We start from the raw sequence: 15,010 nt of genomic DNA, 5'->3' as shown, positions 1-15,010 counted from the left end.
ATTTTACACAGCGAAAAGCGTTAGTTGGTCAGAAAATCAGCTAACGCTTTTTCTTTAACTGTATCTTTGCCCTAACATCTCTTTTATTGTTTAGTATGCGCACCACATTATTACTGTTATTATCAAACCTGTTTATGACCACGGCTTGGTATTGGCATTTGAAATACAAAGAAACGTCTCTTTGGCAAGTAATTTTGATCAGTTGGCTCATTGCTTTTTTTGAATACTGTATCGCCGTTCCCGCCAACCGAATCGGCTCCTATGAATTCAATGCATTTGAACTTAAAACCATTCAGGAGGTTGTCAGTTTAGCAGTTTTTGTAGCTTTTGCCGTTATTTACCTCAAAGAAGAAGTTAAATGGAATTACCTGGTAGGTTTTGCCTTCATTATTTTGGCCGTCTTTTTTATTTTTAAAAAATGGTAAAACCGCCTTTAGGTTTTATAACTAATTAATCATCAATTGTTTATTCGCTTCTGAATGAAACAACGAATCATCAAAGTCGCTATTTTTCTGATGGCTGTTATTGGGCTGAATGTGTTAGCCTCTTTTGTCTTTTTTCGATGGGATCTAACGCAGGAAAAACGGTATTCAATTTCCGATGCCACCAAACGTTTACTCAAAAACCTGGACGGCCAGGTAGTAGTAAAGGTGTATCTAACGGGCGATTTTCCCGCCGGATTTGAGCGACTTGAACGAGCCGTTCAGGAGACATTGGAGTCATTTTCTGATTATGCCGGTGGCAACATTGCCTATCGTTTTATAGAGCCTAATGATCCAAAATTACAGGAAGAACTAACGCAAAAAGGGCTTATTCCAACCAATTTGTTTGCCAATGAAGACGGTAAACGTACTGAGCGATTGGTATTTCCCGGAGTAATGTTGGTATATGAAGGAAAAGAATATCCTGTACAATTGTTGAAAGGTAATAAGGCTGCTTCCCCCGAAGAGCAATTAAATCAATCGTATGAGGGTGTAGAGTTTGAACTTGCTTCTGCCATACGCCGGATAACGCTTAAAGAACACAAACGTATCGGTATTTTGGTTGGACATACCAAAGTGCCGCCGCCACGTTTTTCGGATCTGTTGGCCTCTCTTCAGCAGAACTACGATTTATATTTTGATATTCAGAATCCTGATTCGTGGGAAAAAGGTGATTTGCTCATCATTCCCAAACCGGACTTGCCTTTTACGGAAGATGAGAAATACAGACTGGACCAATTTGTAATGCGTGGCGGAAAATTACTCGTTTTTGCCGACGGGGCGCGGGTTGACAGTGTCAGTTTGCAAGGAACATTTGCACAACCTTCGGCGCTGAATTTAGATGATCTGTTTTTTAAGTATGGATGCCGCATCAATCAAAACCTGGTAAAAGACCTCAGTTGTGCGATGCTTCCGCTCAATGTGGGCAACATGGGAGATAAGCCACAGATAAAGCCCATGCCGTGGCGATTTTTTCCATTGATCAACAACTTTGGCAAACACCCCATTGTCAGAAATTTGGATGCAGTTTATACACGTTTTCCGAGTACCATTGATACCGTAGAAGCGCCGGGTATTACAAAAACGCCGCTCTTGCTTACCTCGCAATATACCAAACTCCTCAAAGCGCCGGTTTTGGTGGCTTACAATGAAGCACGACAACAACCCGATCCAAGAGAGTACAATGCAGGAGTAAAAAGTGTAGCTACCTTGTTGGAAGGTTCGTTTTCTTCCCTCTACAATAATCGTTTATTGCCAAACGACCCACGAATGAGTTCGTTTGTGGGTCAGGGAAAACCTGCAAAAGTGTTGGTCGTTTCGGACGGCGACTTGTTGGTCAATGACATTGATTATTCGCGAGATGCCCCTTTCCCTTTAGGATACGATCGTTTATCGGGCAGAACTTTTGCTAACAAAGACTTTGTACTATATGCCATTGATTACCTGATAGATTCAGAAGGATTGATCACGGCGCGTAATAAACAGGTAACATTGCGACCGCTTGACAAGATCAGGTTGAAAGAAGAACGTACCCAATGGCAGTTAATTAATCTGCTGCTGCCGCTGGTTTTAATAGGTCTTTTAGGAGGGGTATGGCAGTGGATACGGCAACGTAAATATGCCACAGGATAAGAAAGATACAGGAAAGGCGAGGCAATCCTCGCCTTTCCTGTGAATAACTAAGGTAGTCAGGCCGCAGCTATTACCGCTGCCGGTGCTTCTTCCACGATGTCTTTTTCTACGCGCAAATTATCAATGATAAAGCGTTGACGGTCGGGCGTATTTTTACCCATGTAATAGCTCAGCAATTTGGGAATTGTTGCCTCTTTGTCCAAAATGACGGGTTCAATACGCATATTTTCCCCAATAAATCTTCCAAATTCATCAGGAGAAATCTCGCCTAAACCTTTGAAACGTGTAATTTCCACCTTTTTGCCGCCGCCGAGTTTTTTGATGGCTTTCAAACGCTCTTCATCGCTGTAGCAATAAATGGTTTCTTTGTGGTTTCTTGGGTTGCGTACCCGAAACAATGGCGTTTGCAAAATGTATACATGTCCATTACGCACCAGATCCGGGAAAAATTGCAGAAAGAACGTCAACATCAACAAGCGAATGTGCATTCCGTCTACGTCGGCATCGGTCGCGATCACAATACGATTATAACGTAAATTATCAAGGCCTTCTTCAATGTCAAGTGCGTGTTGCAGAAGATTGAATTCTTCATTTTCATACACCACTTTCTTGGTCATACCGAAGCAATTGAGTGGTTTCCCGCGCAAGCTGAACACGGCCTGTGTTTGTACATTTCGAGATTTGGTGATTGAGCCGCTTGCCGAGTCTCCTTCTGTAATAAAGAGAGTGGTTTCGTAGCGGTCTTCCGATTTTGCATCCGGAAGGTGATTGCGACAATCGCGAAGTTTTTTGTTGTGTAAATTGGCTTTTTTGGCGCGCTCATTGGCCAACTTCTTAATGCCTGCCAATTCTTTACGTTCCCGTTCCGATTGCTCGATCCGCTTCTTCAACGCTTCTCTCACCGATGGGTTCATGTGAAGAAAATTATCCAACTTCGCTTTCAAAAAGTCGTTGACAAACGTACGAATGGTCGTACTGTTTGTATCGGGCGAAATGTTGTTTGAACCCAGTTTGGTCTTGGTTTGGGATTCAAATACCGGTTCCTGCACTCTTACGCTGACGGCCGCAATAATGGAGGCACGGACATCTTCAACCGCATAATCTTTGTTAAAGTGTTCACGAACGGTATCGACCAACGACTGCCTGAAAGCGGCCAAATGCGTTCCTCCCTGAGTTGTATACTGACCGTTCACAAACGAATAATATTCTTCTCCGTATTGATTACCATGCGTAAGTGCGATCTCAATGTCATTGCCTTTCAGATGAATAATGGGATAGCGAATAGCGTCTTCGTCGGTTTTGTTTCGTAATAGGTCTAATAACCCATTTTGGGAAACAAATTTTTGACCGTTAAAATTGATGGTTAATCCCGCATTCAAATAGCAATAATTCCAGATCAGGTTATCAAGAAATTGGGGTATGTAGTGATAATGTTTAAAAATGGAATTGTCCGGCTCAAAAATCATGAATGTACCATTGCGTTGATTTGTGGTTTCCTCCTCTGATTCGGTCGTAATTTCGCCTTTGCGGAATTCCACCCACCGGGTTTTGCCATCTCGAAACGATTGTACTTTAAAATAAGTGGAAAGAGCATTTACGGCTTTGGTACCAACCCCATTAAGTCCGACTGATTTTTGAAAAGCGCCCGAGTCGTATTTTCCACCCGTATTGATCTTGGAAACGCAATCCACTAATTTTCCCAAAGGAATACCCCGGCCGTAGTCGCGGACTTCGACGCGATGCTCCATGATTTTTATTTCTATTGCCTTTCCATAGCCCATGGTATGTTCGTCAATAGAGTTATCAATGATTTCTTTAACCAATACATATATTCCGTCATCTGCGGCGGAACCATCCCCAAGTTTACCAATATACATTCCCGGACGGAGTCGAATGTGCTCTTTCCAGTCAAGCGACCGGATACTGCTTTCGTCGTATTTTACTTCTTCTGCCATTAGTTTAGTTATGAATTATAAAACGCTTGTATCATGCACTGCGGTTACAAATTACGATTTTTAATGCAGCAAATACAACGTTTGAAAAGTGAAAAAGAGTGTTTGCAAAATATTTATGTCCAAAAATTTGCAAGGTTTAGGAAAATCTGACTTACTTTGTAAGACAAAGTTCTTTTTGATCTGTATTTCTTCTTCCTAATATACTGAGTATTAAGAATCTAAAAAAGGAAAAATCATCTGTTTACAAACATGAAAATATCGGAAAAATTATACATTAAGCCGCGAAAATGGCCGTAAAAAAGAAAAAAGTTTAAAAAACACAAAAAGTTGCGTTACTTTGTCGGCCGATTTCGTTCTTAAATACGAATGGCCTAATGAAAACGTTAAGATATTGTTAATCAGAATCTAAGAATTTTGTTTTGAACATAATTTCATGAAGAAGTTTTTTGGAAGTTTCTCTGTTTCAAGCGCCCAACGCGCCATTTTCCACGTTTGCCTAATAAGTTTTGTTACCATTATTATTGCAAAAGCTCAAACCCCTACGGGTACAGGCACGGGATCAACAAGCTCAGGCTCAACGAGTGCTCCTGCTCAAGGGCAACCTACCGCACCTTCTACAACGGCGCAACCTGCAAAAACGGGAGCTCCGACTACGACAACTGCTACTCAGCAAGGTACTGATAAAGGAACCGATGTAAAAAAATCTGCCGACCCTAAAGCGGTATTAACTCAGGAAGAAAAAGCGAAGGAAATAAAGGATGAAAAGGCCGGTACAGAAGATGCCGAAGAGGCGTATCGTCAGGCAGAACTAACAAAAATGCGTCGTAAAATCTTTGGGAATCAGCTTTTTAATAACCCAAAAGTAGATTTTACCCCTTCTGAAAATATCGCAACGCCCCGTGACTATACCATCGGGCCGGGCGATGAGCTGACTGCTTATATCTATGGGTATTCTCAATCACAAATTGAGATGGTCGTTAATTCGGACGGGTTTGCTTTCATAAAACCTGTCGGAACGGTACAATTGAGTGGCCGTACTATAGAGCAGGCTCAAAAAGAGTTAATTACGCGGTTGTCACCGTATTATAATAATTTGGGCGCACCGGGAAGTAGCGCAAGCACCTATCTTCAAATTCGCTTGAGTCGTATTCGTACCATCCGTGTCACAGTACTTGGAGAGGTAGTTACGCCGGGCACATACAATGTATCTTCGTTGTCTTCAGCGCTTAATGCACTTTATCTGACGGGCGGCCCTAATGAACTCGGTTCTTTCCGCCAAATTCAGGTGATTCGCAGAAACAAAGTTGCAGCTACGCTTGACTTGTACGAACTGTTAATGAACGGCACACTGAACAGCGATATTCGCCTTCAGGATAACGACGTAATTCAAGTGGGCGTTTATGCTAAACGTGTTGAGATCAAAGGGAATGTAAAACGTCCCGGTCTTTATGAATTATTGCCGACAGAGACCATGGATAAAGTGTTGACGTATGCCGGCGGTTTTACGGATAATGCTTATACAGAACGTATGAAAGTGCTTGGCCTCACCACAAAAGAGCGCCGAATCATTGATGTAAGAACGGGCGATTATGCTAAATATGTACCAAACAACGGAGATGAAATTACGGCCGAAATGTTGCTCCCCCGTTTTGAGAACATGGTTACCATTACCGGTCCCGTGTTTCGTCCGGGCCAATATTCGTTAGATCAAAATAAAACATTGCTTCAACTTTTAAAAAGTGCGGAAGGCATAACCGGTGAGGCTTTTACGGGTCGTATCAATGTGATTCGAACACGAGAAGATTTATCGGTAGAGAATATTTCGATCAATTTAGCAGATATGATGGCCGGTAAAACCGATGATCTGATATTACAGAGAGAAGATCAGATCATTATTCCGTCAAAATTTGAGTTGCGGGAGGCCGCATTTATCAAAGTTATTGGAGAAGTAAATAACGGGCCTGAGGTAAACTTGGACTATACTTCGAACTTAACAATAGAAGATGCCATCATCAGAGCCGGAGGGTTTAAAGAATCAGCCGCTAATTCACAGGTTGAGATCGTCCGTCGTAAGCGGGATGTCAATGTAAAATCTGCTTCTGCACAAGTTGCTGATATATTTAACTTCGACGTCAATCGTGATCTGACAATTGATGGAAACGATACCCGTTTTGTATTGGAGCCTTACGATGAAATATTGGTGAGAGCAGCCTCTAATTACCAACCCCAAACCTTTGTTACTTTTCAGGGTGAAGTGGTAAATCCGGGTATTCACGGAATCAAGAGCAAAGACGAAAAACTGTCTGATCTGTTGGTACGTGCCGGTGGTTTAACGGCACAGGCGTATGTAAACGGAGCTACCTTGTTGCGGAAAGTAACACTTTCAGATGAAGAGATTCAACAACGTAATAAAGCGGTTGCTGAAATTTCTGATGATGCCAAGAAAGGGCAATTTGTAGGTACGGAAATTGATAAAAATAAGCAGGAAGCAATTGGAATCGACTTGGGTCGTATCTTGAAAAACCCGGGTGGACGCGAAGATATTATTTTGCAGGACGGTGATATTATTGATATTCCCAAACGATTGGAAACGGTTCGTTTGCAGGGAGAATTATTGTTCCCTACTACCGTCAAATTTAGGACCGGAAATTCTTTCATGGATTATGTATCGCAAGGAGGTGGATTTACACGGATGTCTTTAAAAAGAAAATCCTATGTGATCTATCCGAATGGCTCTGTAGATAGAACTCGCAAATTCTTATTCTTCAATATTTATCCTAAAGTAGAACCCGGTTCGGAGATACACGTCCCACAACGTACGCAATCTGATTTGGTCGAAGCACAACGCGCGTTACAATCGGTTATTGGTATATCTTCAACTGTAATGACTTTGATTACGACGGTAATAGCTTTTAAATTTTTGGGCAATCAATAATAGGATGTAAAAAAGTAGAAGCTATTAAGGTTTAAACGCATCATGGAACAACAAGAACAAGTAACACTTTCTCCCAAGCTTATATTTCAAAAATTGATTCAGACCAAAGATTTGGTGCTGAAAAACTGGTGGCTTATTTTAATTTTGATCGGAATTGGTACGGCAATAGGTTATTACGTTGATTCTGAAAAAAATAAGCGTGTTCAGTATGTCTCTAAAATAACGTTTAACGTCACCGGTTCCAATGCAACTCAAAACTTAGGAGGCTTTGGAAACCTGCTTGGAATGAGCGGTGGTAGTGGAGACGCGGGTCTATTTACGGGCGAAAATCTCTTTTATGTTATCAAAACGCGCCCGGTATTAGAGAGAGCTTTGCTGACAACGGTGACGTTGGCAAATGGGAAGAAAGATTTTTTTATCAACTATTATCTTGATTCTACTTTTATCCGTCAGGATGATTGGGGTGATTTTTTGAAAGAATGGTTACCTGTTCGTATTCAACACAGTAAGCGGGATTCTATGTCGACGTTGGAAAGACAGGTATTTGATGGCGTATTGACGAAAGTTCGCGATCGTGAAATTACCATCGGGCAACCCAATCTAAAAACGGCGTTTTACGATCTGACCATTTCAATGGAAAATGAAATGGTGTCTAAAACATTTTCGGATCTGTTGCTTACAACCGTGGAACGCGTCTATCAGGAAACCCAAACCCGGAAGTCTCGTGAAATGCTGAAAATAATGAAGAATCGAGTGGATTCTTTGGGCAGAGTACTCAACCGGACAGAAAGCAGACTTGCGCAAACGACCGTCATTAATACGGAAGCGGTGGCTCCTACGGCAAAAGTGGAAGAGGGAAGATTGACCCGAAATACTACTTTTGTCACGTCACTCTATTTAGAAGCTTCAAGAAGCCTTGAAAGCCTTCAAATGTCGATTGTTAAAGAGTCACCTCTATTTACGATCATTGAACCGGCTACTTTGCCATTAGAGACAAAACTTTTTACTCGTGAGAATACAAAGTTCGGCGCAATTATTGGCTTTATTCTTGCTATAATTTTTGTGTTAGCCAAACAAACCTACTCGGAAGCATTGAAGGATATGAAGAAAAAATGAGTTAGTGCTGCTTAATTTTATTTAGCTTTTAACTCTTAATTCGTACTATAAATGGCATTTATGAATGAAATAGTCATTGAGGCCGGTCACGGTGCCAAAAACTATTGGAAAGATTTATGGAAGAACCGGGAGTTGCTGTGGATTCTGGCACGGCGCGATTTATCGGTTCGGTACAAACAAACAGCTATCGGAGCAGCATGGGCCGTGGTACGGCCTTTGGCTACGATGGCTGTTATGGTTTTTGTGTTTGAGATGGTTGGTAAATTTGAAGGGGATGCAGGTGTACCTTATCCCTTGATGGTATTGGCCGGTATTACGATTTGGACGTTTTTTGCCAATACCTTTACGCAGATCAGCCACAGTATTCTGTTGAATTCCAATTTAGTGACCAAAACGTATTTCCCTCGGTTGATCATGCCGTTGAGTTCAGTTTTGGTCGGATTTATTGATTTTGCTATTTCACTTGCGTTGTATTTACTGATTGCACTTTATAAGCAGCATTTGCCGGGGTTTGAGATCATTTTCCTGCCGCTGTTTGTACTGCTGATGTTATTTGCCTCATTGGCATTTGGATTGTTCTTTTCAGTTCTGAACGTCCGTTTTCGCGATATAGCTCAGTTGATTCCTTTCATGGTTCAGATCGGGTTTTATGTTTGCCCTATTGCCTATAGCAGTTCAATGGTCGAGAAAAGTCAGGGATCATGGTGGTATGATCTGTATTATCTCAATCCCATGGTCAGTATCATTGACGGTTTTAAGTGGTGCTTATTGGGCAATAATGCGTTCTTTAAAGTGAGTAGTTTATACAGTACAGTGGGCCTGATAGGAGTAATGATGCTGATTTCCGTTTACTATTTTCGTAAGGAAGAAAATTCATTTGTTGACTACATTTGATTACTTTTGAACCTATATAAACTTTGGGGCGCTCAATGCAGGTAATTGTAGCAGAAGATATAAGCAAAAAATACATCATCGATCACCAAAAGGCGATGCGTAAAAGTTCTACTTTACGCGATACGTTTTCGGAGAAATTTAAACACTTTTTTGGAAAAGGTGAGCAGGATGAGGTGGAGAAAGAAGAGTTTTGGGCCCTTCGTGATGTAAATTTTTCCGTTGAACAAGGCGATAGAGTAGGAATAATAGGCCATAACGGTGCCGGCAAATCTACTTTATTGAAAATTCTCAGTAAGATCACAGAACCCAGCAGTGGAAGAGTTACCATTAAAGGGCGTGTAGCCAGTTTACTGGAAGTGGGAACCGGTTTTCACCCGGAATTGACAGGGCGCGAGAATATTTTCTTAAACGGTGCGATTCTGGGGATGAAACGCCAGGAAATCAAAGAGGCTTTTGAAAGTATTGTCGATTTTGCAGGAGTTGAAAAATTTCTGGATACTCCCGTAAAGCGTTATTCGTCAGGAATGTATGTGCGACTTGGTTTTGCCATTTCTGCCCATTTAAGCCCCGAAATTCTTATTATTGACGAAGTGCTCGCCGTAGGAGATGCTGATTTTCAGAAAAAATGCCTCGGCAAAATGCGCGACGTGTCTGAAAGCGGTCGTACTATTTTATTCGTAAGTCATAATTTAGCGGCTGTGCAGTCGCTGTGCAATCGCGCCTTCTACTTCGAGCATGGTCGCCTGAAAATGCAGGGAGATACCACGCACGTAGTAAACAATTACCTCAGCCATGTTGCCAAAACCAATCTGGAACACTTTTGGGAAACCCCTGAAGAGGCTCCCGGGAGCGATGAGGTACGTTTTCGTATTGTACGTATAGACCCTGAGTATCAGGATGGAAAACTTTACATAGATGTAACGACGCCGGTCCGTGTTCACATTGAATTTTGGAACATGGCCGATCGTGCTGATCTGAATTTAAGCCTGCATTTATACGCCTTTACCGGTGAATGTATTTTTAATGTGGGAACTACTTCTCAATCCTTTGAGAAAGGATTGGTGGCGGCCACGTTGGAAATTCCCGGCAATTTCCTGAATGATGGCTCCTATGTAATATCAATTATGGTGGTAAAAGATACTTCAACGGTATTATTTCAACTGCCTGATGCACTCTCCTTTGAAGTGGAAGACCACCGTGAAGGGGTAACATGGTATGGTAAGTGGCCCGGATATGTGCGTCCTCAATTAAATTTTCAAATCAGCCAATCAGAAGTGCTGGTCTAAACGGTTGGAGCGCCGAAGCGAATGATTAACGTTACTAAAACATACCTTCCCGATTTTGACCAATATGTTTCTTATTTAAGAAAAATCTGGGACAAAGCCATACTTACCAATAATGGGCCGCTGGCGCAGGAATTGGAACAGGGTCTTAAAGAATATTTGGGTGTAGACCATCTCTACTTTTGCGGTAATGGGACAATTGTACTTCAAATGGCGCTCAAGCTTCTTGACGAGCCGGGAGAAATTATCACAACGCCTTTTTCGTACGTGGCTACGACCAATGTTATCTTATGGGAGAACAGTACTCCTGTGTTTGTTGACATTGACCCCAAAACATATTGCATCAATCCTGAACTTATTGAGGCTGCTGTTACCGAACGCACGCGGGCAATTCTGGCCACGCACGTTTATGGTAATGCCTGTGATGTAGAAGCAATTGAGAAAATCGCGAAGAAGCACAACCTCATTGTCATTTATGACGGTGCTCATGCCTTTGGGGCTACTTTTAATGGGCGTTCGCTCCTTGCTTACGGCGATTTTTCTACGTGCAGTTTTCACGCTACCAAACTGTTTCATACGGTAGAGGGAGGTGCTATTATAGCTAATGATGCTAAATGGCACGAAAAATTACACCTGTTACGTGCATTTGGGCATCGCGGGGATGATTATTATTTTGTTGGGATCAACGGTAAAAACTCTGAAGTGCATGCAGCAATGGGACTTTGTAACCTTCCGCTTGTTCCTGATCTGATTCAAGCCCGTAAAGCCGTTTGTGACTTATATACTGAACTTTTGGATTGGAATCATCTTGAAGCTCCGCACTGGGTAGAGGGCTTGGTGCGTAACTATGCTTATTATCCGGTTGTTTTTGAATCTGAAAGCAAAATGTTAGACATACGCGATGAACTTGTCAAAAACGACATTATTCCGCGACGTTATTTTTATCCTTCACTCAACAAACTTCCTTTTTTAAAGGATGCCGAGTCCTGCCCCGTTTCCGAAGATATTTCATTACGGGTGCTTTGTTTGCCTTTGCATGCCGAATTGCCTCACGAAGATGTAAGGCGAATTGTAGAGTTGATCAACCAAAATTTGTAAGTATGGCGCTGATTAGCTTACTAAGTTTTGGTGCTTTTGTATGGTACATCGGACGGACAGCGGCCCGTATTTGTCGTCCTTCCCTGATAGAGTGGCTGATTACCTCTTTTATCCTGTTTGCGGGCAGCATTATTATCACAGGATTCTGCCTGTCAGCTCTGAACCTCACAGGAACTGCATGGGCCTGGGCGATTGCCGTTTTTATCCCTCCTACGCTATTTGCCGTTGTCTTTAGCAAACTGGCTCCTCAAGCAACGAATTTTTCCCCGCTCAAAATGGCAATAAGTCGTTGGCATGCTGCCCAACGATGGTACGTCAGCGGAAGCGTTTATTTGCGATTTTTGTTTGGAATAATGATTATTACTCTCGCAATTATCGGCATAACAAATCTGCTTTTAGTATTCTTCACTGTGCCCAATGAATGGGACAGTATGACCGGGCACCTGAATCGCGTGATACAATACATTCAACGCGGTACAATGGCGCATTTTGGCGGAACAAACTGGAACATTGATACCTATCCCAAAAGTGTCTGTACCATTCAGATCTATTCGTATTTAATGACGGGAAGGTTTGAAAATGCATTCAAACTGATTCACCATCTTTCCTATTGGATCACGCTTGTATCTGTCTTTGGAATAGCGCAGCGAATCACCAAAAACCTTCTTAATGCAAGTTTCTTCTGCGCGTTGGCCTTTGCTTTTTTTCTGGATTTTTTGATGCAGGCCGTTACGACCGAAACAGACATCGTATTAGCAGCGTATTTAAGTTGTTTGCTTTACTTCCTGTTTACTTACCGAGTTACGGGCGAAAACCGCTATTTGTATTTAGCGGCACTGAGTTTCGGCATTGTTTATGGGCATAAGGTTACATTTACACTGCTGTTGCCATCGGTTTTTGTGGTGATGATTTATACCGTGTTTTTACAGGGAGCAAAAGGTAAAGGGCAAAAGAAAGAGAATGTAACATTACGTATCAATTGGCCGGCTATTTTCAGATTAAGTATCGCCATCGTGATTTGCTTCTGTTTATGGACATTGCCAACGGGCTACGTCAAAAATATACAACAGTTCGGTCATCCGATTGGGCCGCCTACTTCCCTTAAACATCAATCCATTGAACGTGCTACCTCAAACGGAGGGTATCGTAATCTGTTTGAGCAAGGCTCCCGGAATGTGGTAAGGTATGCGTATGATTTTGTTAATTTGGACGGATTGCGTAATGTAGAGATAGGGCAGGATATCAATCGGAGAATGCGTTTACCGCTGGTTTGGTTGGAAGATAAACTTCGAATGCGTTTGGACGAAGAAACAGAATTTTCCATCATTCCTTTTACGTTTGAACGTCGATTTGAATTTTTCAATGGAAACCCTTATTGGGGTATATTTGGTTTTGCACTGGTATTTCCGCTGCTGTTTTTAGTGTTTTTCGGAGTTGTCCGCTCACCGGCGCATTGGTTTTTGGCGGTTGCAGTATTGCTGCATTTTGCAGCGCTCTCTTATTCAGCCCCTTATGATCCTTGGAAAGGGCGCTATTTTCAGGAAACGGGAGTTTTTGGGGTACTTTTTCTGACGTTACTGTTTACCCATAAATACAGCCTTGAAAAATCAGGCTATTCCGGTGCTTTAAAAACATACGTTGGCGTTGTAACCGTAACAGCCTGCGTGTCTGCGTTGCTGGCGGTATTCCTTAACGTACGTTGTTTACCTGTTTCGGTTTTAGGGAAGCCATCGGCCTTCAATATAGAACGCATTGCCATGATGACCTTTGCTCGTCCTGATATTACAAAGGCTTATCAAACCTTTGACCGACTGGTGCCGGATTCTGTCACGGTAGCATTAGGAACCATCAATGATGATTTTGAGTACCCGCTTTACGGCAAACACCTTACCAGAAGATTGATTCCCATTCGACCTTTTGAGCAACCTTTGCGCCCGATTCCTGCGGGGACTGACTATTTGATGTATGCTAAGAGTGATACCATTGCCCTCTTCAGGCCTCTTCCAACGGATATCCGATTAGGAACGGATACAACGATGAAGGGGGTGATTGTGAAGGGCGAAGATTATTATTTAAGAAAACTGAAATAACTTTGCCCTTTACCCTTATAACGTTCGTATAACTTATACGGACGATTTTTTGTAAAATACACTAACATCTTCCGTTTTATGCGCCTTGCTATCATGCAACCCTATTTTTTGCCTTACATTGGGTATTTGCAACTGTTGAACGGGGTAGATAAGTTTGTGCTGTACGATGATGTTAATTACATCAATAAAGGCTGGATCAATCGTAATCGAGTGCTTGTGAATGGACAGGAATACCTGTTTACGATTCCTCTCAAAGATGCCAGTCAAAATAAGCTCATCAACGAAATTTATCTCAGTAACGACCCTAAATGGCGTGGGAAATTGCTGAAAACCCTTGAACAAGCCTATAAAAAAGCCCCCTTTTATTTTACGGCGTTTGCAGTAACCGAAAAAATTATCAACTTAGATGCCGAAAAACTGAGCGATTGGATCGCCGCAGGTTTTAGCATTTTGAACGATTATTTGGGGATTGAAACTGAAATTGTAGCAAGTTCAAGTATTTATCAAAATACCCATCTAAAGGCGCAGGAACGAATTTTGGATATTTGCCGGCAGGAAAAAGCTGACCATTATATCAATCCGATCGGTGGCGTTGAATTGTATGATAAAACGGCCTTTGAGCAAAACGACATCCGTTTAAATTTCATTAAATCAAAGCCTGTTGTATACCCTCAATTCAAGAATGAATTTGTGCCTTGGCTGTCGATTGTGGATGGTATGATGTTTAATGATGTGCCCAAGATCAAGGAGTTTTTGAATGAATATGAATTAGTTTAATATGTAATGAGCAGTTGATAAGATGTTTTTACTGCTCATTACCGATACCACTACTAAGAAATGGCTAAAGTTGTAATTTTTGGAGTGCTTGACACGGCGGAGCTGGCGCACTTTTATTTAACCCATGACTCCGACCATGAAGTAGTTGCTTTTACGGTCAACCGGGAATATTTAAAAGAAACCACTTTTTGGGGATTACCTGTTGTGGCTTTTGAAGATGTAGAAACCCTTTTTCCGCCCTCAGAATACAAATTCTTTGCTCCCATGACGGGGCGGAAAATGAATAAAAACCGCGAGAAAGTATATCTCGAAGCCAAAGCCAAAGGCTACGAATTTATCAGCTATATCAGCTCAAAAGCTACTTGGTTTGGCAATGAAATCGGAGAGAACTGCTTTATCTTAGAAGATAATACCATTCAGCCTTTCACCAAAATAGGGAATAACTGTGTATTGTGGAGCGGCAACCATATCGGTCATCACGGCGTGATTAAAGATCACGTTTTTTTTACTTCCCAAGTGGTCTTGTCGGGGCATTGTGTGGTGGAATCTTATTGTTTTTTCGGAGTCAATGCCACCATCCGGGATTATACAACGATTGCCGAAGGAACACTTGTCGCTATGGCGGCATCGATCACTAAAAATACCGAAGCTTGGGGAGTATACATGGGCAGCCCGGCCGAAAAAAGGCCAACTCCAAGTTATAAAGTTTACTAATTCATTTACCGTTAAACATTTATCATTTACCAAT

At 42.0% G+C, this 15,010-nt stretch carries 11 protein-coding genes; 10 read left to right on the top strand and 1 reads right to left on the bottom strand.

The window, feature by feature from the left end:
* Positions 1-95: 95 nt before the first annotated feature.
* Both ACQY73_RS18570 and gldG read left to right on the top strand, forming a co-directional pair.
* Entirely contained in the window at positions 96-425 is a 330-nt protein-coding gene (locus tag ACQY73_RS18570) for a DMT family protein (protein WP_428653608.1), read from the top strand.
* Positions 426-479: 54 nt separating this feature from the next.
* Positions 480-2,114, top strand: a complete 1,635-nt coding sequence (gene gldG, locus ACQY73_RS18565; RefSeq protein ID WP_428653606.1) for a gliding motility-associated ABC transporter substrate-binding protein GldG — start codon at positions 480-482, stop codon at positions 2,112-2,114.
* Positions 2,115-2,170: 56 nt separating this feature from the next.
* On the opposite strand, the gene ACQY73_RS18560 is transcribed toward gldG, so the two are convergent.
* Positions 2,171-4,069 (bottom strand): DNA topoisomerase IV subunit B, encoded by a 1,899-nt coding sequence (locus ACQY73_RS18560; protein ID WP_428653604.1) that lies wholly within the window; start codon positions 4,067-4,069, stop codon positions 2,171-2,173.
* Positions 4,070-4,502: 433 nt separating this feature from the next.
* On the opposite strand from ACQY73_RS18560, the gene ACQY73_RS18555 reads away from it, so the two are divergent.
* The 8 genes from ACQY73_RS18555 to ACQY73_RS18520 all read left to right on the top strand — a co-directional run bounded on the left by ACQY73_RS18555 (position 4,503) and on the right by ACQY73_RS18520 (position 14,976).
* Positions 4,503-7,004 carry an SLBB domain-containing protein gene (locus tag ACQY73_RS18555; RefSeq protein ID WP_428653602.1) on the top strand — a complete coding sequence of 834 codons (2,502 nt, stop codon included), beginning with the start codon at positions 4,503-4,505 and terminating at the stop codon, positions 7,002-7,004.
* A 42-nt stretch (positions 7,005-7,046) separates the two neighbouring features.
* Entirely contained in the window at positions 7,047-8,120 is a 1,074-nt protein-coding gene (locus ACQY73_RS18550; RefSeq protein ID WP_428653600.1) for a hypothetical protein, read from the top strand.
* 51 nt (positions 8,121-8,171) lie between these two features.
* Complete coding sequence (locus tag ACQY73_RS18545; RefSeq protein ID WP_428653598.1) at positions 8,172-9,014, top strand: ABC transporter permease; 843 nt, start codon at positions 8,172-8,174, stop codon at positions 9,012-9,014.
* Positions 9,015-9,049: 35 nt separating this feature from the next.
* Positions 9,050-10,300 (top strand): ABC transporter ATP-binding protein, encoded by a 1,251-nt coding sequence (locus tag ACQY73_RS18540; protein WP_428653596.1) that lies wholly within the window; start codon positions 9,050-9,052, stop codon positions 10,298-10,300.
* Between the two features lie 21 nt (positions 10,301-10,321).
* Positions 10,322-11,395, top strand: coding sequence for a DegT/DnrJ/EryC1/StrS family aminotransferase (locus ACQY73_RS18535; RefSeq protein ID WP_428653594.1), 1,074 nt, complete (start codon positions 10,322-10,324; stop codon positions 11,393-11,395).
* Positions 11,396-11,397: 2 nt separating this feature from the next.
* Positions 11,398-13,485: a glycosyltransferase family 39 protein gene (locus ACQY73_RS18530; protein ID WP_428653592.1), complete on the top strand. Its 2,088-nt coding sequence runs from the start codon at positions 11,398-11,400 to the stop codon at positions 13,483-13,485.
* Between the two features lie 78 nt (positions 13,486-13,563).
* Positions 13,564-14,262, top strand: a complete 699-nt coding sequence (locus ACQY73_RS18525; protein ID WP_428653590.1) for a WbqC family protein — start codon at positions 13,564-13,566, stop codon at positions 14,260-14,262.
* A 60-nt stretch (positions 14,263-14,322) separates the two neighbouring features.
* Complete coding sequence (locus ACQY73_RS18520; protein ID WP_428653588.1) at positions 14,323-14,976, top strand: acetyltransferase; 654 nt, start codon at positions 14,323-14,325, stop codon at positions 14,974-14,976.
* Positions 14,977-15,010: the final 34 nt, after the last annotated feature.

The organism is Runella sp. (assembly GCF_965279615.1).
Taxonomy (GTDB): Bacteria; Bacteroidota; Bacteroidia; order Cytophagales; family Spirosomataceae; genus Runella.
Note: the sequence above shows the minus strand (reverse complement) of the source record. Positions and strands in the feature narration are given on the sequence as shown.

Bases quoted from the DNA above. Each gene is read 5' to 3' on its own strand.
- ACQY73_RS18535 (WP_428653594.1), top strand. From the start codon at position 10,322: ATGATTAACGTTACTAAAACATACCTTCCCGATTTTGACCAATATGTT.
- ACQY73_RS18570 (WP_428653608.1), top strand. From the start codon at position 96: ATGCGCACCACATTATTACTGTTATTATCAAACCTGTTTATGACCACG.
- ACQY73_RS18545 (WP_428653598.1), top strand. From the start codon at position 8,172: ATGGCATTTATGAATGAAATAGTCATTGAGGCCGGTCACGGTGCCAAA.
- gldG (WP_428653606.1), top strand. From the start codon at position 480: ATGAAACAACGAATCATCAAAGTCGCTATTTTTCTGATGGCTGTTATT.
- ACQY73_RS18520 (WP_428653588.1), top strand. From the start codon at position 14,323: ATGGCTAAAGTTGTAATTTTTGGAGTGCTTGACACGGCGGAGCTGGCG.
- ACQY73_RS18555 (WP_428653602.1), top strand. From the start codon at position 4,503: ATGAAGAAGTTTTTTGGAAGTTTCTCTGTTTCAAGCGCCCAACGCGCC.
- ACQY73_RS18550 (WP_428653600.1), top strand. From the start codon at position 7,047: ATGGAACAACAAGAACAAGTAACACTTTCTCCCAAGCTTATATTTCAA.
- ACQY73_RS18540 (WP_428653596.1), top strand. From the start codon at position 9,050: ATGCAGGTAATTGTAGCAGAAGATATAAGCAAAAAATACATCATCGAT.
- ACQY73_RS18525 (WP_428653590.1), top strand. From the start codon at position 13,564: ATGCGCCTTGCTATCATGCAACCCTATTTTTTGCCTTACATTGGGTAT.
- ACQY73_RS18560 (WP_428653604.1), bottom strand. From the start codon at position 4,069: ATGGCAGAAGAAGTAAAATACGACGAAAGCAGTATCCGGTCGCTTGAC.
- ACQY73_RS18530 (WP_428653592.1), top strand. From the start codon at position 11,398: ATGGCGCTGATTAGCTTACTAAGTTTTGGTGCTTTTGTATGGTACATC.